A 19,069-nucleotide genomic window follows, 5' to 3' on the forward strand; every position below is an offset into this window, starting at 1 on the left:
CTCACGCCGACAGCGCCCCGAACGCCCCGTGCGCCAGGCGGCGCAGCAGCGATTCCGTGGCCTCCCGGCCGAGGGCCCCCAGGTGCGGGGTGGAGTTGAGCAGGCCGAAGACGGCGTGCACGGCGACCCGGACCTCCGCCTCGCCGACCTCCGGGTGCAGTTCGCGTACGACCTCCACCCACAGCTCCACGTACTGGCGCTGCAGCTGCCGTACGAGCTTGCGGTCGGCCTCCCGGAGCCGGTCGAGCTCCCGGTCGTGCAGGGTGATCAGCGCCCGGTCGTCGAGCGCGAAGTCGATGTGGCCGTCGATGAGGGAGGACAGCACCCGGGCCGGGTCCCCCGCCGCCTCCGCCACCCGGTGCCGGCCGCCGGTGAGGAGCCGCTCGCTGATGCCGACGAGCAGCTCGGCGAGCATCGCGTCCTTGCCCGCGAAGTGCCGGTAGAGGCCGGGGCCGCTGATGCCGACCGCGGCTCCTATCTCGTCGACGCCCACGCCGTGGAATCCACGCGCGGCGAAGAGGCGAGCGGCCTCACTGAGGATCTGCTCGCGACGGGTCGGGGCGGCCGCACTGGTGCTCATGGGAAACCATTCTAGACAGGGCCGTTAGCGGTCGTTAACCTGAGTTCCACAAGCGTTAACGCTCATTAACCGCGTGGAACGAGCAAGGGAGCTCGACCGATGCAGCAGGCACCAGTGCTGACGAGCGCCGCGGACCCGGCGTCCGAGGCCTGGCGGACCAACGAGGCCGCCCACCGCGAGCTGACCGAGGGCCTGCGCGCCCGGCTCGACGCGGCCCGGCTCGGCGGCGGCGAGAAGGCCCGCGCCCGCCACACCGCCCGCGGGAAGCTCCTCCCGCGCGAGCGCGTGGACACCCTCCTCGACCCCGGATCGCCCTTCCTGGAGCTGGCCCCGCTGGCCGCCGAGGGCATGTACGGGGGCGCCGCCCCCGCCGCCGGGGTCATCGCGGGCATCGGCCGGGTCAGCGGCCGCGAGTGCGTGATCGTCGCGAACGACGCCACCGTCAAGGGCGGCACGTACTACCCGATGACCGTCAAGAAGCACCTGCGCGCCCAGGAGGTGGCTCTGGAGAATCGTCTCCCCTGCCTCTACCTGGTCGACTCCGGCGGTGCCTTCCTGCCCATGCAGGACGAGGTCTTCCCCGACCGGGAGCACTTCGGCCGCATCTTCTACAACCAGGCCCGCATGTCGGGGGCCGGCATCCCGCAGATCGCCGCCGTCCTCGGCTCCTGCACGGCCGGCGGCGCGTACGTACCGGCCATGAGCGACGAGGCCGTCATCGTCCGCAACCAGGGCACGATCTTCCTCGGCGGCCCGCCGCTGGTGAAGGCCGCCACCGGTGAGGTGGTCACGGCCGAGGAGCTCGGCGGCGGCGAGGTCCACTCCCGGATCTCCGGCGTGACCGACCACCTCGCGGAGGACGACGCGCACGCGCTGCGGATCGTACGGAACATCGTGGCGACCCTGCCCGAGCGCGGGGCCCTGCCCTGGTCGGTCGAGGCGCCTGAAGAGCCCAAGGTGGACCCGTACGGGCTGTACGGCGCGGTCCCCGTCGACTCGCGCACGCCCTACGACGCCCGCGAGATCATCGCCCGGATCGTGGACGGCTCCCGCTTCCAGGAGTTCAAGTCCGAGTTCGGCCAGACGCTGGTCACCGGCTTCGCCCGGATCCACGGCCACCCGGTCGGGATCATCGCGAACAACGGCATCCTGTTCGCCGAGTCCGCACAGAAGGGCGCGCACTTCATCGAGCTGTGCGACCAGCGCGGCATCCCGCTCCTCTTCCTCCAGAACATCTCCGGCTTCATGGTCGGCAAGGACTACGAGGCCGGCGGCATCGCCAAGCACGGCGCCAAGATGGTGACGGCGGTGGCCTGCACCCGGGTCCCCAAGCTGACCGTGGTCGTCGGCGGCTCGTACGGCGCCGGCAACTACTCGATGTGCGGCCGGGCGTACTCGCCCCGCTTCCTGTGGATGTGGCCCAACGCCAAGATCTCCGTGATGGGCGGGGAGCAGGCGGCCTCGGTGCTCGCGACGGTCAAGCGCGACCAGATCGAGGGCGCGGGCCAGGAGTGGCCCGCCGAGGACGAGGAGGCCTTCAAGGCCCCGGTCCGCGCGCAGTACGAGGAGCAGGGCAACGCCTACTACGCCACCGCGCGGCTGTGGGACGACGGGGTCATCGACCCGATGGAAACCCGGCAGGTGCTGGGTCTGGCCCTGACTGCTTGCGCGAACGCTCCCCTGAGCGACTCCGCTTTCGGCATCTTCCGCATGTGACGTGAGGACCTCTTCGATGTTCAGCACTGTTCTGGTCGCGAACCGCGGCGAGATCGCGGTCCGGGTCATCCGCACCCTGCGGGAGCTCGGCATCCGCTCCGTGGCCGTCTTCAGCGACGCCGACGCGGACGCCCGCCATGTCCGGGAGGCCGACACGGCCGTCCGCATCGGCCCGGCCGCGGCCGCCGAGAGCTACCTGTCGGTGGAGCGGCTGCTGGATGCCGCGAAGCGGACGGGCGCCGAGGCCGTCCACCCCGGCTACGGCTTCCTCGCCGAGAACGCGGCCTTCGCGCAGGCCTGCGCCGACGCCGGCCTCGTCTTCATCGGCCCGCCGGCCGGCGCCATCAACCTGATGGGCGACAAGATCCGCGCCAAGGAGACCGTGAAGGCGGCGGGCGTGCCCGTCGTACCGGGTTCCTCGGGCAGCGGCCTGACCGACGCCGAACTGGTCGCGGCCGCCTCGGAGATCGGTATGCCGGTGCTGCTCAAGCCCTCGGCGGGCGGCGGCGGCAAGGGCATGCGCCTGGTGCGCGACGAGGCGGTGCTGGCCGAGGAGATCGCGGCGGCCCGCCGCGAGGCGCGGTCCTCCTTCGGCGACGACACCCTGCTGGTCGAGCGGTGGGTGGACCGGCCGCGGCACATCGAGATCCAGGTACTGGCGGACGCCCACGGGAACGTGGTGCACCTGGGCGAGCGCGAGTGCTCGCTGCAGCGCCGGCACCAGAAGGTGATCGAGGAGGCCCCGTCGGTCCTGCTCGACGAGAAGACCCGGGCCGCGATGGGCGCGGCGGCCGTGGACGCGGCCCGCTCCTGCGGGTACGTCGGCGCGGGCACGGTGGAGTTCATCGTGCCGGGCGGCGACCCGTCCTCCTACTACTTCATGGAGATGAACACCCGTCTCCAGGTCGAGCACCCGGTGACGGAGCTGATCACCGGGCTGGACCTGGTGGAGCAGCAGATCCGGGTCGCGGCCGGGGCCCGGCTGGGCTTCGACCAGTCCGAGGTGACGCTCACCGGCCACGCCATCGAGGCCCGCGTCTGCGCGGAGGACCCGGCGCGCGGGTTCCTGCCGTCGGGCGGCACGGTGCTGGCCCTGTCCGAGCCGGACGGCGGTGCGGTGCGCACCGACTCCGGGCTGACGGCGGGCGTGCCGGTGGGCTCGACGTACGACCCGATGCTGTCGAAGGTCATCGTCCACGGCCCGGACCGTCCGACGGCGCTGCGCATGCTGCGGGCGGCGCTGGCGGACACGGTGATCCTGGGCGTGCAGACCAACGCCGGATTCCTGCGGAGGCTGCTGGCGCACCCGGACGTGGTGTCCGGGGACCTGGACACGGGTCTGGTCGAACGCGATCTGCCGTCCCTCCTGCCGGAGGGGGTCCCGGACGAGGTGTACGCGGCTGCTGCGCTGCTGGCGCAGGGAACCGGGGCTCTGCCCCGGACCCCGGTCCTCAATCGCCGGACGGGCTGGGATGTTGCCCGGCCGGACCAGCAGGGGTGGGTCGACCCCTTCGACGCCGCCGACGGCTGGCGCCTCGGCGGCACGCCCGCCTGGACCGTGCACCATTTCCGCCTTCCCGGGACGGACCCGGTGGAGGTCCGCACCAGGACCACCGGCTCCGGCACCGAGCTCGCCCTCGCGGCGGCACCGGCCCTCGGCCGGATCGTCAGCCGCACCCCGGACACCGTCACCATCGAACTCGACGGCGTCACGCACCGGTTCAGCCACGCGGCCTCCCCGGAGGGGACCTGGCTCGGGCGCGACGCGGACAGCTGGCACGTCCAGACGTACGACCCCGTCGTGGCCAACCTCAGCGGCGCCGGCCGGGCAGGGGCCGACACCCTCGCCGCCCCCATGCCCGGCACCGTCACCGTGGTCAAGGTGGCCGTCGGTGACAAGGTCACGGCCGGGCAGAGCCTGCTCGTCGTCGAGGCCATGAAGATGGAGCACGTCATCTCCGCCCCGCACGCCGGCACCGTCACCGAGCTGGACGTGATCCCCGGCAGCACGGTCGCCATGGACCAGATCCTGGCCGTCGTCACCCCTGACGAGGACGCGGCCGAGGGCAAGGAGGACGCCGCGTGAACAGGCTGCCCATGAACGTCCCGGCCCCCGGCCTCCCGGCCCGGGTCCGGATCCACGAGGTCGGCGCCCGCGACGGGCTGCAGAACGAGAAGACGGCCGTACCCGTGGAGGTCAAGGCGGAGTTCGTCCACCGCCTGGCCGCCGCCGGGCTGACGACCATCGAGGCCACCAGCTTCGTGCACCCCAAGTGGGTGCCCCAACTGGCCGACGCGGAGGAGCTGTTCCCGCAGCTCTCCGACATCGACGCACATCTGCCCGTCCTCGTTCCCAACGAGCGCGGCCTCGACCGCGCGCTCGCCCTCGGGGCCACGCGCATCGCGGTCTTCGGTTCGGCCACCGAGACCTTCGCCTCCCGCAACCTCAACCGCACCGTCGCCGAGTCCCTCGCCATGTTCGAGCCCGTCGTGGCCCGGGCGAAGCAGAGCGACGCGCACGTCCGCGGTTACCTCTCGATGTGCTTCGGCGACCCCTGGGAGGGCCCGGTCCCGGTCCACCAGGTCGTCTCCGTCGCCAAGGCCCTGATGGACCTCGGCTGCGACGAGCTGAGCCTCGGCGACACGATCGGCGTGGCCACGCCGGGCCACGTCCAGGCCCTGCTCGCCGCACTGAACGAGGCCGGCGTCACGACCGACCGGATCGGCGTGCACTTCCACGACACCTACGGCCAGGCCCTGTCCAACACCCTCGCCGCGCTCCAGCACGGCGTGACCACCGTCGACGCCTCCGCGGGCGGCCTCGGCGGCTGCCCGTACGCGAAGAGCGCCACCGGCAACCTCGCGACCGAGGACCTGGTGTGGATGCTCGACGGCCTCGGCATCGAAACCGGGGTCGACCTGGCCGCCCTCACCGCCACGAGCGTGTGGATGGCCGAACGGCTGGGACGCCCCAGCCCCTCCCGTACCGTCCGCGCCCTCTCCCACAAGGAGTAGTCACACCATGTCCCTCGACCACCGGCTCACCCCTGAGCACGAGGAACTCCGCCGCACCGTGGAGGCGTTCGCGCACGACGTCGTCGCCCCGAAGATCGGCGACCTGTACGAGCGGCACGAGTTCCCGTACGAGATCGTCGCCGAGATGGGCCGCATGGGCCTGTTCGGCCTGCCCTTCCCTGAGGAGTACGGCGGCATGGGCGGGGACTACCTCGCCCTCGGCATCGCCCTGGAGGAGCTGGCCCGCGTCGACTCCTCGGTCGCCATCACCCTGGAGGCCGGGGTCTCCCTCGGCGCCATGCCGATCTACCTCTTCGGCTCCGAGGAGCAGAAGCAGCAGTGGCTGCCGAAGATGTGCTCCGGCGAGATCCTCGGCGCCTTCGGCCTGACGGAGCCCGGTGCCGGCTCCGACGCGGGCGGCACCCGCACCACCGCCGTCAAGGACGGCGACGAGTGGGTCATCAACGGTTCGAAGTGCTTCATCACCAACTCCGGTACGGACATCACCGGTCTGGTCACCGTCACCGCCGTGACGGGCCGCAAGGCGGACGGCCGCCCGGAGATCTCCTCGATCATCGTCCCGTCCGGCACCCCGGGCTTCACGGTGGCCGCGCCGTACTCCAAGGTGGGATGGAACTCCTCGGACACCCGTGAACTGTCCTTCGACGGCGTACGGGTCCCCCTGGCCAACCTGGTGGGCCAGGAGGGCCGCGGCTACGCGCAGTTCCTGCGGATCCTCGACGAGGGCCGGATCGCCATCTCCGCGCTCGCGACCGGTCTCGCGCAGGGCTGTGTGGACGAGTCGGTGAAGTACGCCAAGGAGCGGCACGCCTTCGGCAAGGCGATCGGCGACAACCAGGCGATCCAGTTCAAGCTGGCCGACATGGAGATGCGCGCCCACATGGCCCGCATCGGCTGGCGTGACGCGGCGTCGCGGCTGGTGGCCGGGGAGCAGTTCAAGAAGGAGGCGGCGATCGCGAAGCTGTACTCCTCGACGGTCGCCGTCGACAACGCGCGCGAGGCGACGCAGATCCACGGCGGCTACGGCTTCATGAACGAGTACCCGGTGGCCCGCATGTGGCGGGACTCCAAGATCCTGGAGATCGGCGAGGGCACGAGCGAGGTGCAGCGCATGCTGATCGCGCGCGAGCTGGGCTTCGCCGGCTGAGGCACCCGATGACGCCGTCCGGCGCGGGCCACGGGCCCGCGCCGGACTTCGGCATGCCCGCGGGCGGTCAGAGAAGGACGATGAGCGCGGCAGTGGGGGCCAGGGTCGCCAGGGCGCACACCGGCCAGTAGACGCGGGCGGCCGCCGTGTTCCACCGCCGTACGAAGTCGTTGGCGAGCCACCACAGCAGCGCGAACGCGGTCACGACCGGTGCCGCGATCACCCACCAGAGCAGCATGCCGTCGTTCTCCGTGGGTTCCCGCTGGGTCCAGCCGAGGTCGGCGAGCGGCCCGTTGACGGCGACGTACCAGACGAGCCAGACGGGCACGACGCCGGGAACTCCCATCACCAGGTTCGTTCCCGCGGTTATCCACCAGTTCCTTCGCATGCGCTCAGTATTCACGCCCGCGATCCCCCAACTCGGCCGACACCAGGGGCGATACGCGACTTCGGCCGGCCGCCCCGGCCGTCCCGGATTCCGGGATCCCCCGAGAGTGATCCACCTCACGACCGAATCCCGGCCGATCACTGGACATACCCTTAGGTTAGGCTAACCTTCTCACCGAACGGCCCAGCGGCCACCCCTGCACGCACGAAAGCGGACATCGACATGCCCAAGTCCCGAACCTCCTCCTTCACCCGTCGCGGCTTCGTCGCGGCCGGTGGCGCCCTCGGCCTCGTCGCGGTCCTCGCCGCGTGCGGCGGCACCGACAAGGCGAAGGGCGACGGCGGCAAGGACAACGGCGCCACGACGTCCGCCGCTTGGACCTTCAAGGACGACCTCGGCAAGGACGTCACCACCAAGGCCAAGCCGAAGAACATCGTCGCCTTCACCGGCACCGCCGCCGCGCTCTACGACTACGGCGTCTCGGTCAAGGGCGTGTTCGGCCCGACCAAGACCGCCGACGGCAAGGCCGACGTCCAGGCCGGTTCGCTGGACATCTCCAAGGTCGAGATCCTCGGCAACGTCTACGACGAGTTCAACGTCGAGAAGTACGCGGCCCTCCAGCCCGACCTGATGGTCACCAACAGCTGGGACGGCACCTACTGGTACGTGCCCGAGGCCTCGAAGGACAAGATCCTCGCGCTCGCCCCGGCCGCCGCGATCAAGGTCGGCGGCGACGTCACCCTCGACAAGGCGCTGGAGCGCACCGCGGACCTCGCCAAGTCCCTCGGCGCGGACCTGAACTCCAAGAAGACCGTGGACTCCAAGGCCCGCTTCGAGGCCGCCGCCGCGAAGGTGCGCGAGGCCACCAAGGCCAACCCGGGCGTCAAGGTGCTCGTGGGCTCGGGCGCGGACGCCCTGTTCTACGCGTCCACCCCGGACACCTCGGCCGACCTGAAGTACTTCAAGCAGCTCGGCGTCGAGTTCGTCACCCCCGAGAAGCTGGACGAGGGCGGCTTCTTCGAGAGCCTCAGCTGGGAGAACGCCGGCAAGTACAAGGCCGACGTCATCCTGCTCGACAACCGCACCGGCACCCTGCAGCCCGAGCAGCTGAAGGCCAAGCCGACCTGGAACGAGCTGCCCGCCGTCAAGGCCGGTCAGGTCATCCCCCGCGTGACCGAGCCGATCTACTCGTACGACAAGTGCGCGCAGATCCTCGAGGACCTCGCGAAGTCCATCCAGAACGCCAAGAAGGTCAGCTGACCCTCGGCGCCCGGTGACCCCGGGCGCCGGACAGGCCGTACCGACTCCGAGGGGGACCTCTCCGCATGACCGCCACCGCATCCGACGCCCCGGCCGTCGCACACTTCCGGTTCTTCGAGCTCGAAGTGCTCCGCACGCGCCGCCTGGGCCACTCGTTCCTGCGGGTCACGTTCGGCGGGGAGTCCCTCGCGGGCTTCCGTTCGGGCGGCTCCGACCAGAGCCTGTCGCTCTTCCTGCCCGCGTCCGGCCAGGAGCACACGGTCCTCCCGTCCACGGACGAGGACACCTGGTTCGCTGCCTGGCGCGGAATGCCGGACGAGGAGCGGCCGGTGATGCGCTCCTACACGGTGCGCGAGCAGCGCCGCACGCCCGAGGGGGCCGACGAGGTCGACATCGACTTCGTCCTCCACGGAGACGCGAGCCCCGCGTCCCGCTGGGCGGGGCGGGCGGTGGCCGGCCGCCGGATCCTGGCGATCGGGCCGGCCGTCGCGGAGAACAAGTCCGTACGCTTCCAGCCGCCGGCCGACACCGACGAGATCTGGATGTACGCGGACGAGACCGCCCTGCCGGCCGCGGCCGCGATCCTGGACCGGCTGCCCGCCGGGGCCCGGGTCAGGGCCTGGTTCGAGGTCCCGCACGAGGACGACCGGCTCGACCTCGCCACCGCCGCGGACGCGGACGTCACCTGGATCGTGCGCGAGAGCGACGGCCGGGAGCGGACGGAGCAGGTGCTGAGCGCGCTGCGCGCTGCCGGACCCGTCACCGGCGAAACACCGTACGCCTGGCTGGCGGGCGAGGCGGGCACGATCCGCGCGGTGCGCCGCCACATCGTGCAGGAACGTTCCATCGACCGCCGCGCCGTGCGCTTCACCGGCTACTGGCGGCTCGGCGCGAGCGAGGAGCAGCTCCTCGCCGAGGCGTACGCGGGCAAGGCTCCGAGCGAGGACCCGGCGTCCGAGCTGTAGTCAGCTTCCGTATTCCATAAAGCAGTTGCGATGGGCCCTGGCTTTTCAGCCAGGGCCCATCTGCGTTTGGCGAAATACTAAGGTTAGGCTAACCTAATCCTCGCACGCCACACCCCACACCCCCTCTCCACCCCTTGCCCGGAGGAAAGTTGATGCGCTCGCATCTGCTGAACGAGACGACCGCGGACCTCTACCGGCGCTCCGTCACCGAGGGCGTCGACCGCGTCGCCGCCAAACTCGCCACCACGCAGCGGCCCCACACCGGTATATCCGTCGACGAACTCGCCCCGGTCATCAGCGGGATCGACCTGGACAAGCCGCTCGGAGACGCGGCAGCCGTCCTGGACGAGCTGGAGGACGTCTACCTGCGCGACGCGGTGTACTTCCACCACCCGCGCTACCTGGGCCACCTCAACTGCCCCGTCGTCATCCCCGCCGTGCTCGGCGAGGCCATCCTCTCGGCCGTCAACTCCTCGCTCGACACCTGGGACCAGTCCATCGGCGGCACGCTCATCGAGCGCCGCCTCATCGACTGGACCGCCGAGCGCATCGGCCTCGGCCCCGCCGCGGACGGCATCTTCACCTCCGGCGGCAGCCAGTCCAACTTCCACGCCCTGCTCCTGGCCCGTGACGAGGCCTGCCGCCTCGTCATGAAGAAGGCGCTCGACGAGGGCCGCGAGCTCACCAAGGCCGAGCTCCTGCCGAAGCTGCGCATCTTCACCTCCGAGGCCAGCCACTTCAGCGTCCAGAAGTCGGCCGCCATGCTCGGACTCGGCTACGAGGCCGTCATCTCCGTCCCGGTCGACCGCAACCGCCGGATGGACACCGCGGTGCTCGCCCTGGAACTGGAGGAGTGCGCCTCCGAGGGCCTCTTCCCGATGGCCGTCGTCGCCACCGCCGGCACCACCGACTTCGGGTCCATCGACCCGCTCCCCGAGATCGCCCGCCTGGCCGACGAGCACTCCGCGTGGATGCACGTGGACGCCGCCTACGGCTGCGGGCTGCTGGCCTCGCCGACCCGCCGCCACCTCCTCGACGGCATCGAGCGCGCCGACTCGGTCACGGTCGACTACCACAAGTCGTTCTTCCAGCCCGTCAGCTCCAGCGCCATGCTGGTGCGCGACCGCGACACCCTCAAGCACGCCACGTACCACGCGGACTACCTCAACCCGCGCCGCATGGCCGAGGAGCGCATCCCCAACCAGGTCGACAAGTCCATCCAGACCACGCGCCGGTTCGACGCGCTCAAGCTCTGGGTGACCCTGCGCGTCATGGGCGCCGACGGGATCGGCTCGCTCTTCGACGAGGTCATCGACCTGGCCGCGGCCGGCTGGGACGTCATCGACGCCGACCCGCGCTTCGAGGTCGTCGTCAAGCCGCAGATCTCCACCCTCGTCTTCCGCTACGTCCCCGAGGGCGAGGACGTCCGCGCCGACCTGGTCGACGAGGCCAACCTGCACGCCCGCAAGGCCCTGTTCGCCTCCGGTGAGGCCGTCGTCGCCGGCACCAAGGTGGACGGGAAGCAGTACCTGAAGTTCACCCTCCTCAACCCGCAGACCACGACGGCCGACATCGCGGCCGTCCTCGACCTTCTCGCCGCACATGCCGAGCAGTTCCTGGGAGAATCCCTTGCCCTCCACCGCTGAGACCCACGACTTCATCGGCATCGGCGTCGGTCCGTTCAACCTCGGACTCGCCTGCCTGACCGCCCCGCTCGACGAGATCGACGGTCTCTTCATCGAGTCGAAGCCGCACTTCGAGTGGCACGCCGGAATGTTCCTGGACGGCGCCCACCTGCAGACGCCCTTCATGTCGGACCTGGTCACGCTCGCCGACCCGACCTCGCCCTTCTCCTTCCTGAACTACCTGAAGGACAAGGACCGGCTGTACTCCTTCTACATCCGGGAGAACTTCTACCCGCTGCGGGCCGAGTACAACGACTACTGCCGCTGGGCCGCCGACCGCCTCGACAACGTCCAGTGGTCCACCTCGGTCACCGAGGTCACCTACGACGAGCAGGCCGGCCTGTACGAGGTCCACACCGACAAGGGCGAGACCCACCGGGCCCCCCGCCTGGTCCTGGGCACCGGCACCCCGCCGCACGTCCCGCCGACCTGCGAGGGCCTCGGCGGCGACTTCCTGCACAACTCCGCCTACATGCAGAACAAGGCGGAGCTGCAGAAGAAGAAGTCGATCACCCTCATCGGCTCCGGTCAGAGCGCGGCCGAGATCTACTACGACCTCCTCGCCGAGATCGACGTCCACGGCTACCAGCTCAACTGGGTCACCCGCTCGCCGCGGTTCTTCCCGCTGGAGTACACGAAGCTGACCCTGGAGATGACCTCCCCCGAGTACGTGGACTACTTCCACGCGCTCCCCGAGGACACCCGGTACCGGCTGGAGACCCAGCAGAAGAACCTCTTCAAGGGCATCGACGGCGACCTGATCAACGCCATCTTCGACCTGCTCTACCAGAAGAAGATCAGCATGCCGGGCCAGGTCCCGACCACCCTGCTGACCAACACCTCGCTGAACAGCACCGCGTACGACACCACCACGGGCACGTACACGCTGGGGCTGCGCCAGGAGGAGCAGGAGCGCGACTTCTCCCTCACCTCCGAGGGCCTGGTGCTGGCCACCGGCTACAAGTACACGTTCCCGGAGTTCCTGAACCCGGTGCGCGACCGCCTGAACTTCGACGGGCACGGCCGCCTCGACGCCGCCCGCAACTACAGCATCGACACCACGGGCCGCGGGGTCTACCTGCAGAACGGCACCACCCACAACCACTCCCTCACCTCGCCCGACCTGGGCATGGCGGCGTACCGGAACGCGTACATCGTCGGTGAGCTCCTCGGCCGCGAGCACTACAAGGTCGAGAAGTCCATCGCGTTCCAGCAGTTCGCCGCCCCGGAAGGCACCCTCTGATGAGCACCACAGAACTCCTCTTCTCCCGCACCGACAAGGAACTCGGTTCCTTCGCCGTGCGCCCCCTGGACCCCTTCGCCGACGCGGAGCTGCTCCACGGCTGGGTGACCCACCCGAAGGCCTCGTTCTGGATGATGCAGGACGCGTCCCTGCCGGACGTCGAGCGCGAGTACATGAGGATCACCGCCCACGAGCACCACCAGGCCTTCATCGGCCTGCACGAGGGCCGCCCCGCCTTCCTCATGGAGACCTACGACCCGTCCGAGCTGGAGCTGGTCGGCCTCTACGACGCACAGCCGGGCGACGTCGGCATGCACTTCCTCGTCGCCCCCAGCGACACCCCGCTGCACGGCTTCACCCGCGCCGTCATCACCACGGTGATGGCCGCGATCTTCGCCGACCCGGCCACCGAGCGCGTCGTCGTCGAGCCGGACGTCGCCAACACCGCCGTCCACGCCCTGAACGAGGTCGTCGGCTTCGTGCCGGAGCGCCAGGTCACCAAGCCGGAGAAGGAAGCCCTGCTGAGCTTCTGCACCCGCGCCCGGTTCGAGGCCGCCACGGCCGCCCAGGGGGTCTCCATATGAGCCTCGCCGACGCCGTCGCCCACCTGAACCCCGAGCTGTGGGCCCGCGCCAACCGCGCCCTGGTCCGCAAGGGCCTCGCGGAGTTCTCCCACGAACGCCTGCTGACGCCGAAGCCGCTGGGCGACGACCTCTACTCGGTCCTCAGCGACGACTCCACCGTGGAGTACCGCTTCAAGGCCGTCCGGCACGCCCTCGACCACTGGTCGGTCGACGAGGCCTCCATCACCCGCCACCGGGACGGCGTGGAGCTGGAGCCCGACGCCCTCGACTTCCACATCGAGCTGCGCGAGTCCCTGGGCCTGAGCCCCGAGGTGCTGCCCGTCTACCTGGAGGAGATCTCCTCCACCCTGGCCGGCACCGGCTACAAGTACACGAAGCCGCAGGTCTCCTCCGACGTCCTCGCGAAGTCCTCCTTCCAGGACATCGAGACGGGCATGACCGAGGGCCACCCCTGCTTCGTCGCGAACAACGGCCGGCTCGGCTTCGGCGTGCACGAGTACCTCTCGTACGCCCCGGAGACCGCCAGCCCCGTCCACCTCGTGTGGGTCGCCGCCCGCAAGGACGTCTCCACCTTCACGGCGGGCGCCGGCCTGGACCACGACTCCTTCATGCGCGAGGAGCTCGGCGACGGGACCATCGGCGTCTTCGCCGAGCGGATGACCGCGCTGGGCCTGGACCTGGCCGACTTCCACCTCTTCCCCGTGCACCCCTGGCAGTGGTGGAACAAGACCACGGTCACCTTCGCGGCCGAGATCGCGAACCAGCGCCTGGTGCTGCTGGGCGAGGGCCCGGACGAGTACCTCGCGCAGCAGTCGATCCGCACGTTCTTCAACCGGAGCGCGCCGCGCAAGCACTACGTCAAGACCGCCATCTCGGTCCTGAACATGGGCTTCATGCGGGGCCTGTCGGCCGCGTACATGGAGGCCACTCCGGCCATCAACGACTGGCTGCACCAGCTGATCGAGGGCGACGAGGTCCTGAAGTCGGTGGACTTCTCGATCATCCGCGAGCGCGCGGCGATCGGCTACCACCACCGCCAGTACGAGCGCGCCACCGACCGGTACTCCCCGTACCGCAAGATGCTGGCCGCGCTGTGGCGCGAGTCGCCCGTCAACCGGATCGAGGGCGACGAGCGCCTCGCCACGATGGCCTCGCTCCTGCACGTGGACGCCGAGGGCAAGTCCTTCGTCGGCGCGCTGATCGCGGAGTCGGGCCTGACCCCGGCCGAGTGGCTGCGCCACTACCTGCGCGCCTACCTGGTGCCGCTGCTGCACTGCTTCTACCAGTACGACCTCGCGTACATGCCGCACGGCGAGAACACCATCCTCGTCATCGAGGGCGGCCTGGTGAAGCGGGCGATCTTCAAGGACATCGCCGAGGAGATCGTCATCATGGACGCGGACGCGGTGCTGCCGCCCGCGGTCGAGCGGGTCCGGGCGGACATCCCCGAGGACATGAAGCTCCTGTCGATCTTCACCGATGTCTTCGACTGCTTCTTCCGCTTCCTCGGCGCGATCCTGGCGGACGAGGGCATCTGCGACGAGGACACCTTCTGGCGGGCGGTCGCGGACTGCGGCCACGAGTACCAGGAGTCCATGCCGCAGCTCGCGGAGCGCTTCCGGCGCTACGACCTCTTCGCCGAGGAGTTCCAGCTGTCCTGCCTGAACCGGCTCCAGCTGCGCAACAACAAGCAGATGGTCGACCTCGCCGACCCGGCGGCGGCCCTCCAGCTGATCGGCAACCTCAAGAACCCCGTCGCGGCCTTCGCCCGGCGGTGACACCCGGGGCGGGGGAGGCATCGATACGGTCCCTCGATGCCTCCCTCTCCCCACCCCCTGGACCGACGGCGTGACCGCGGGGCAACAATGGCCCTCCTCGCGGTCACGCCTTCGTGCGTCCGCCCCCGCGGCCGCAGTTGACGGCCCGAGTCCGTCCGGGAGCCCCCATGCCGTTCCAGATCCGCCCGGGCCGTGCGGCCGCCCTGCTCCTGTCGGCCGCGCTCGTGGCCGGGACGCTGTCCGGATGTTCTCTCCTGTCGCCCTTCACCACCTGCGAGGGGACCGGAGCCCGGATGAAGGAGCTGGAGTCGCTGCCCCTGCTCTCCTCGCCGCCGCCCGGCGCGAGCGCCCCCCGCAGCTTCGACGGCTCCTTCTCCGAGTGCGCGGACGACAGCGGCAACGCCTGGCTGTCCGCCGGGCGCACCTACGTCTACCCCGGCACCCGCCAGGAGGTCCTCGACCACTACCGCGAGGCGGCGGAGGCCGACGGCTGGCGGTTCGTTCCCGACCCGGTGCCCGGTCGGGACCTGGGGGACGTGTGCTTCACCAAGGGCGAGGACGGGCGGGCCAAGATGTTCACCCTGTCCTTCCCGCCCGCGCGCTACCTCAGGGAGATCTACGGTCCCGAGGCAGCCGCGGAGTTCGCCACGGGGTCCGGTTTCGAGATAACGGCTGGCTCGGAGGCGGACGGGGCCAAGACCTCCTGCTGGTCGTGACCCCGTCCACCGCCGGTCACTGCCAGGGGACGTCCGGGGCCCGGAAGAAGGCGATGCCCTGCGCCTCCAGCCGGGGCGCCTGCGCCGCCAGGCGGCGGCCGTAGGAGGTCCAGTCGAGCGCGGCCGCCGGCGACCAGCCCAGTTCGGCCAGGCCCAGCACCCGCGGGAAGGCCATCAGCTCCCAGTCTCCGCGCGTCGCGACGGTCTCCGTCCACAGCGGGGCCTCCACCCCCAGCACCGCCGACTCCGGGACCCCGGCCAGGTACGCCCCCGGGTCCCAGGAGTAGGCGCGCCGCACCGGGACGTACCCCGCCCAGGCCAGCCCCGGCTTCGTCGCCGGGTCGTACTTCATGTCCAGGTACAGCCGGTCCGCCGGCGACAGGATCAGCGGGTGCCCCGCCTTCGCCGCCGCCACCACTGCCGCCCGGTCCGCGGCCGCGGTCTTGTCGTGGCCCCAGTACTGGAGCACCGCGCCCCGGGCCGGGCGCGCCGCCGCCAGCTGGTGCCAGGCCACCACCGTCTTCCCGTGCCGCCCCACCACCTGCTGCGCCCGGTCCATGAAGGCCGCGTAGTCGGCCGCCGGCGTCGCGTGCGCCTCGTCGCCACCGATGTGCAGGTAGCGGCCCGGGGTCAGCTCCGCCAGCTCGCCGAGGACGTCGTCGATGAACTCGTACGTCCGCTCCTTGGCCACGCACAGCGAGCTGAAGCCCACCTTGACGCCGGTGTACCGCTCCGGGGCCTTGCCGTCGCAGTTCAGCTCGGCGTAGGAGGCGAGGGCCGCGTTCACGTGCCCCGGCATGTCGATCTCGGGGACCACGTCGACGTACCGCTGCCCCGCGTAAGCCACCAGCTCCCGGTACTCGTCCTTCGTCCAGTGGCCGCCCGGCCCTCCGCCGACCTCGCTGCCGCCCCCGTACTCCGCCAGCCGCGGCCAGGAGTCGATCGCCAGGCGCCACCCCTGGTCGTCGGTCAGGTGCACGTGCAGGGTGTTGACCTTGTACTGGGCGAGCTGGTCCACGTACCTCTTCACCTGGTCCACCGAGAAGTGGTGGCGCGCGATGTCGACCATGGCCCCCCGGTACGCGAAGCGGGGCCGGTCGGTGACCGTCCCGCCCGGCACCGTGCCGGGGCCCGCCACCGGCACCAGCTGGCGCAGCGTCTGCCCCGCGTGGAAGAGCCCGGCCGGGGTCCGCGCGGTGAGGGTGACCCCGGTCGGGCCGGACTCCAGCCGGTACCCCTCCTCGCCCACCCCCTGCGCCCCCTCGTCGATCCTGAGCCGGATCCCGTCCCCCTGCGCCCCGTCGACCACCGGCAGCGGCAGCCCGCTCGGGCCGCGCAGCTGCTCGGCGAGGAGCTCGCCCACCCGGCGGACCTCCTCGCCCGGGCCCCGGCCGGTACGGATGACCGTGCCCGCGCCGAAGGAGTACCCGGGGCCTTCGGCGTGCGCAAAGACGGGTGCGGGCAGCAGCCGTTCGAAGGGGGCGAGGGCCACCGGCGGGTCGTCCCCGGGCCGGGCGTCGTCACCGTGGGCGGAGGTGCAGGCCGTGACCAGGGCCGGGGCCGCGGCGAAGGCGAGGAGGGCGCCGAGCGTGCGTCGCAGGACTCTCATGCGCACAGGTATAGGCCAAGCGGGCCGTCCCGTCCGGTGGGCGAATCCGGGACGGGCGGAAATCATCCGAAGGAGGGCACACCGAGCGTCTCACTGGTCCAGACCAGAGGGATCCTGCCCGGAATCGGGCAGGATCTTTGCGTTCATCGCTGTTAGCCGCCAATATCTACGAGTGCTCGATCGCCGCCCGTCGCATGACGACCTCGTCGACCACCTGGTGCGCAGCACCGCGCTGCAGCGCGGCGAGGCGGCCCGGGTGGTACTGGACGTGCTCGCCTACTTCGACGAGACGACCGAGGAGTTCGTCCGCCGCCGCCACCGGGAACTGCAGTCCGGCGGAGCGGTGAACGCGGAGATCTTCGAGCGGATCGCGGCCGAGCTGCCGCACCGCGCCGTGGCGCCGCCGGAGCTCTCGCTCCGGCAGTTGCGCCGCATCGTCTACGGCTGAGCCGGCCGCCGCCGCACGCGGCACCGGACGAGTACAGAACCGAACTTCAGGAGGGGCTAAACCGTATGTGTGGAATCGTCGGTTACATCGGCAAGCGTGACGTGGCACCGCTGCTGCTGGAGGGCCTGGCACGGCTGGAGTACCGCGGATACGACTCCGCGGGCATCGTGGTCAACACCCCGAAGGCCCCGGGCCTGAAGGTCGTCAAGGCCAAGGGCCGCGTCCGCGAGCTGGAGTCCCGCGTTCCCAAGCGCTTCGCCGGCACCACCGGCATCGCCCACACCCGCTGGGCCACGCACGGCGCCCCGAGCGACATCAACTCCCACCCGCACCTGGACCCGGAGAACAAGGTCGCCGTCGTCCACAACGGCATCGTCGACAACTGCTCCGAGCTGCGCGCCAAGCTCGAGGCCGAGGGCGTCGTCTTCGTCTCGGAGACCGACACCGAGGTCATCGTCCACCTGATCGCCCGCTCCGAGGCCGACTCCCTGGAGGAGAAGGTCCGCGAGGCGCTCAAGGTCATCGAGGGCACCTACGGCATCGCCGTCATGCACTCCGACTTCGCCGACCGCATCGTCGTCGCCCGCAACGGCTCCCCCGTGGTCCTCGGCATCGGCGAGAAGGAGATGTTCGTCGCCTCGGACGTCGCCGCGCTGGTCGCCCACACCCGCCAGGTCGTCACCCTCGGCGACGGCGAGATGGCCACCATCAAGGCCGACGACTTCCGCACCTACACGACCTCCGGCACGACGACCAACGCCACCCCGGAGACCGTGGAGTGGGAGGCCGCCTCGTACGACATGGGCGGTCACGACACCTACATGCACAAGGAGATCTCCGAGCAGCCCGACGCGGTCGACCGCGTGCTGCGCGGCCGGATCGACGACCGCTTCAACACCGTGCACCTGGGCGGCCTGAACCTGGACCCGCGCGAGGCGCGCGGCATCCGCCGGGTCAAGATCCTGGGCTGCGGCACCTCGTACCACGCGGGCCTCATCGGCGCCGGCCTCATCGAGGGCATGGCCCGCATCCCCGCGGACGCCGAGCCGGCCTCCGAGTTCCGCTACCGCAACCCGGTCGTGGACCCCGACACCCTCTACATCGCGGTCTCCCAGTCCGGTGAGACCTACGACGTCCTCGCGGCGGTGCAGGAGCTCAAGCGCAAGGGCGCCCGCGTCCTCGGCGTGGTCAACGTGGTCGGCTCCGCCATCGCCCGCGAGGCCGACGGCGGCGTGTACGTGCACGCCGGCCCCGAGGTCTGCGTCGTCTCCACCAAGTGCTTCACCAACACGGTCGTGGCCTTCGCGCTGCTCGCCGTGCACCTGGGCCGCATCCGGGACCTCTCGGTCACCGACGGCAAGCGGATCATCGAGGGCCTGCGCAAGCTGCCCGCGCAGATCCAGGAGATCCTCGAGGGCGAAGAGGACATCAAGAAGCTGGCGGCCGAGTTCGCCGAGGCCAAGTCGATGATGTTCATCGGCCGGGTGCGCGGCTACCCGGTGGCGCTGGAGGCCTCCCTCAAGCTGAAGGAGATCTCCTACATCCACGCCGAGGCCTACCCCGCCTCCGAGCTCAAGCACGGTCCGCTGGCCCTGATCGAGCCGTCGCTGCCGACGGTCGCGATCGTCCCGGACGACGACCTGCTGGAGAAGAACCGCGCGGCGCTCGAGGAGATCAAGGCCCGCAGCGGCCGGATCCTCGCGGTCGCCCACCGCGAGCAGGAGAAGGCGGACCACACCATCGTGGTGCCGAAGAACGAGGACGAGCTGGACCCGATCCTGATGGGCATCCCGCTCCAGCTGCTCGCGTACCACACGGCCCTGGCCATGGGCCGGGACATCGACAAGCCGCGCAACCTGGCGAAGTCGGTCACGGTCGAGTAGTCGCCCCCCTCACCACGCGAACGCCCCCGGG

16 protein-coding genes are annotated in these 19,069 nt (G+C 70.7%); 13 read left to right on the forward strand and 3 right to left on the reverse strand.

From position 1 onward, the window contains the following. Position 1: 1 nt before the first annotated feature. A complete protein-coding gene (locus ACXNSR_RS14340; RefSeq protein WP_458642422.1) occupies positions 2-580 on the reverse strand; it encodes an SACE_7040 family transcriptional regulator in 579 nt (192 codons plus the stop codon). A gap of 99 nt (positions 581-679) precedes the next feature. On the opposite strand from ACXNSR_RS14340, the gene ACXNSR_RS14345 reads away from it, so the two are divergent. From ACXNSR_RS14345 to ACXNSR_RS14360, 4 genes are read left to right on the forward strand one after another with little or no spacing between them, the layout of a single operon-like run. Continuing rightward, positions 680-2,296: a carboxyl transferase domain-containing protein gene (locus tag ACXNSR_RS14345; protein WP_458642423.1), complete on the forward strand. Its 1,617-nt coding sequence runs from the start codon at positions 680-682 to the stop codon at positions 2,294-2,296. Between the two features lie 16 nt (positions 2,297-2,312). Beyond that, entirely contained in the window at positions 2,313-4,382 is a 2,070-nt protein-coding gene (locus ACXNSR_RS14350; protein WP_458642424.1) for an acetyl/propionyl/methylcrotonyl-CoA carboxylase subunit alpha, read from the forward strand. 11 nt (positions 4,383-4,393) lie between these two features. Further along, on the forward strand, positions 4,394-5,311 hold the full coding sequence (locus ACXNSR_RS14355; RefSeq protein ID WP_458643304.1) for a hydroxymethylglutaryl-CoA lyase: 918 nt from the start codon (positions 4,394-4,396) through the stop codon (positions 5,309-5,311). Between the two features lie 7 nt (positions 5,312-5,318). Beyond that, on the forward strand, positions 5,319-6,479 hold the full coding sequence (locus tag ACXNSR_RS14360; RefSeq protein ID WP_458642425.1) for an acyl-CoA dehydrogenase family protein: 1,161 nt from the start codon (positions 5,319-5,321) through the stop codon (positions 6,477-6,479). A 67-nt stretch (positions 6,480-6,546) separates the two neighbouring features. Here ACXNSR_RS14360 and ACXNSR_RS14365 read toward each other — a convergent pair whose 3' ends face one another. Beyond that, complete coding sequence (locus tag ACXNSR_RS14365) at positions 6,547-6,867, reverse strand: hypothetical protein (protein WP_458642426.1); 321 nt, start codon at positions 6,865-6,867, stop codon at positions 6,547-6,549. A 222-nt stretch (positions 6,868-7,089) separates the two neighbouring features. Here ACXNSR_RS14365 and ACXNSR_RS14370 point away from each other — a divergent pair, with 222 nt between their 5' ends. The 7 genes from ACXNSR_RS14370 (at position 7,090) to ACXNSR_RS14400 (ending at position 15,098) form a co-directional block, all read left to right on the forward strand. Further along, positions 7,090-8,127 (forward strand): ABC transporter substrate-binding protein, encoded by a 1,038-nt coding sequence (locus ACXNSR_RS14370; protein ID WP_458642427.1) that lies wholly within the window; start codon positions 7,090-7,092, stop codon positions 8,125-8,127. Between the two features lie 65 nt (positions 8,128-8,192). Beyond that, positions 8,193-9,092, forward strand: coding sequence for a siderophore-interacting protein (locus ACXNSR_RS14375; protein WP_458642428.1), 900 nt, complete (start codon positions 8,193-8,195; stop codon positions 9,090-9,092). A gap of 152 nt (positions 9,093-9,244) precedes the next feature. Continuing rightward, positions 9,245-10,738 carry a pyridoxal phosphate-dependent decarboxylase family protein gene (locus tag ACXNSR_RS14380; RefSeq protein WP_458642429.1) on the forward strand — a complete coding sequence of 498 codons (1,494 nt, stop codon included), beginning with the start codon at positions 9,245-9,247 and terminating at the stop codon, positions 10,736-10,738. Beyond that, the gene (locus ACXNSR_RS14385) at positions 10,722-12,020 is read left to right on the forward strand and encodes a lysine N(6)-hydroxylase/L-ornithine N(5)-oxygenase family protein (RefSeq protein ID WP_388278599.1); all 1,299 of its coding nucleotides are present in this window, start codon (positions 10,722-10,724) and stop codon (positions 12,018-12,020) included. The genes ACXNSR_RS14380 and ACXNSR_RS14385 overlap by 17 nt, the downstream gene beginning before the upstream one ends. After that, positions 12,020-12,604: a GNAT family N-acetyltransferase gene (locus ACXNSR_RS14390; protein WP_458642430.1), complete on the forward strand. Its 585-nt coding sequence runs from the start codon at positions 12,020-12,022 to the stop codon at positions 12,602-12,604. The genes ACXNSR_RS14385 and ACXNSR_RS14390 overlap by 1 nt, the downstream gene beginning before the upstream one ends. Continuing rightward, positions 12,601-14,382, forward strand: a complete 1,782-nt coding sequence (locus ACXNSR_RS14395) for an IucA/IucC family protein (protein WP_458642431.1) — start codon at positions 12,601-12,603, stop codon at positions 14,380-14,382. The genes ACXNSR_RS14390 and ACXNSR_RS14395 overlap by 4 nt, the downstream gene beginning before the upstream one ends. Before the next feature lie 167 nt (positions 14,383-14,549). Continuing rightward, a complete protein-coding gene (locus tag ACXNSR_RS14400; protein ID WP_458642432.1) occupies positions 14,550-15,098 on the forward strand; it encodes a hypothetical protein in 549 nt (182 codons plus the stop codon). A 16-nt stretch (positions 15,099-15,114) separates the two neighbouring features. Here the strand turns inward: ACXNSR_RS14400 and ACXNSR_RS14405 are convergent, their stop codons facing one another. Next, a complete protein-coding gene (locus ACXNSR_RS14405; protein WP_458642433.1) occupies positions 15,115-16,707 on the reverse strand; it encodes a beta-N-acetylhexosaminidase in 1,593 nt (530 codons plus the stop codon). Between the two features lie 172 nt (positions 16,708-16,879). Between ACXNSR_RS14405 and ACXNSR_RS14410 the strand changes: the two genes are divergently transcribed. After that, complete coding sequence (locus ACXNSR_RS14410) at positions 16,880-17,155, forward strand: hypothetical protein (protein ID WP_030008735.1); 276 nt, start codon at positions 16,880-16,882, stop codon at positions 17,153-17,155. 65 nt (positions 17,156-17,220) lie between these two features. Continuing rightward, on the forward strand, positions 17,221-19,038 hold the full coding sequence (gene glmS, locus ACXNSR_RS14415; RefSeq protein ID WP_458642434.1) for a glutamine--fructose-6-phosphate transaminase (isomerizing): 1,818 nt from the start codon (positions 17,221-17,223) through the stop codon (positions 19,036-19,038). Positions 19,039-19,069 lie beyond the last annotated feature (31 nt).

The sequence above is a fragment of the Streptomyces sp. NC-S4 genome, assembly GCF_054353315.1.

Excerpts from the sequence above, each read along its gene's own strand:
- ACXNSR_RS14340 (WP_458642422.1), bottom strand. The coding sequence starts at position 580 with ATGAGCACCAGTGCGGCCGCCCCGACCCGTCGCGAGCAGATCCTCAGT.
- ACXNSR_RS14345 (WP_458642423.1), top strand. The coding sequence starts at position 680 with ATGCAGCAGGCACCAGTGCTGACGAGCGCCGCGGACCCGGCGTCCGAG.
- ACXNSR_RS14350 (WP_458642424.1), top strand. The coding sequence starts at position 2,313 with ATGTTCAGCACTGTTCTGGTCGCGAACCGCGGCGAGATCGCGGTCCGG.
- ACXNSR_RS14355 (WP_458643304.1), top strand. The coding sequence starts at position 4,394 with ATGAACGTCCCGGCCCCCGGCCTCCCGGCCCGGGTCCGGATCCACGAG.
- ACXNSR_RS14360 (WP_458642425.1), top strand. The coding sequence starts at position 5,319 with ATGTCCCTCGACCACCGGCTCACCCCTGAGCACGAGGAACTCCGCCGC.
- ACXNSR_RS14365 (WP_458642426.1), bottom strand. The coding sequence starts at position 6,867 with ATGCGAAGGAACTGGTGGATAACCGCGGGAACGAACCTGGTGATGGGA.
- ACXNSR_RS14370 (WP_458642427.1), top strand. The coding sequence starts at position 7,090 with ATGCCCAAGTCCCGAACCTCCTCCTTCACCCGTCGCGGCTTCGTCGCG.
- ACXNSR_RS14375 (WP_458642428.1), top strand. The coding sequence starts at position 8,193 with ATGACCGCCACCGCATCCGACGCCCCGGCCGTCGCACACTTCCGGTTC.
- ACXNSR_RS14380 (WP_458642429.1), top strand. The coding sequence starts at position 9,245 with ATGCGCTCGCATCTGCTGAACGAGACGACCGCGGACCTCTACCGGCGC.
- ACXNSR_RS14390 (WP_458642430.1), top strand. The coding sequence starts at position 12,020 with ATGAGCACCACAGAACTCCTCTTCTCCCGCACCGACAAGGAACTCGGT.
- ACXNSR_RS14395 (WP_458642431.1), top strand. The coding sequence starts at position 12,601 with ATGAGCCTCGCCGACGCCGTCGCCCACCTGAACCCCGAGCTGTGGGCC.
- ACXNSR_RS14400 (WP_458642432.1), top strand. The coding sequence starts at position 14,550 with ATGCCGTTCCAGATCCGCCCGGGCCGTGCGGCCGCCCTGCTCCTGTCG.
- ACXNSR_RS14405 (WP_458642433.1), bottom strand. The coding sequence starts at position 16,707 with ATGAGAGTCCTGCGACGCACGCTCGGCGCCCTCCTCGCCTTCGCCGCG.
- glmS (WP_458642434.1), top strand. The coding sequence starts at position 17,221 with ATGTGTGGAATCGTCGGTTACATCGGCAAGCGTGACGTGGCACCGCTG.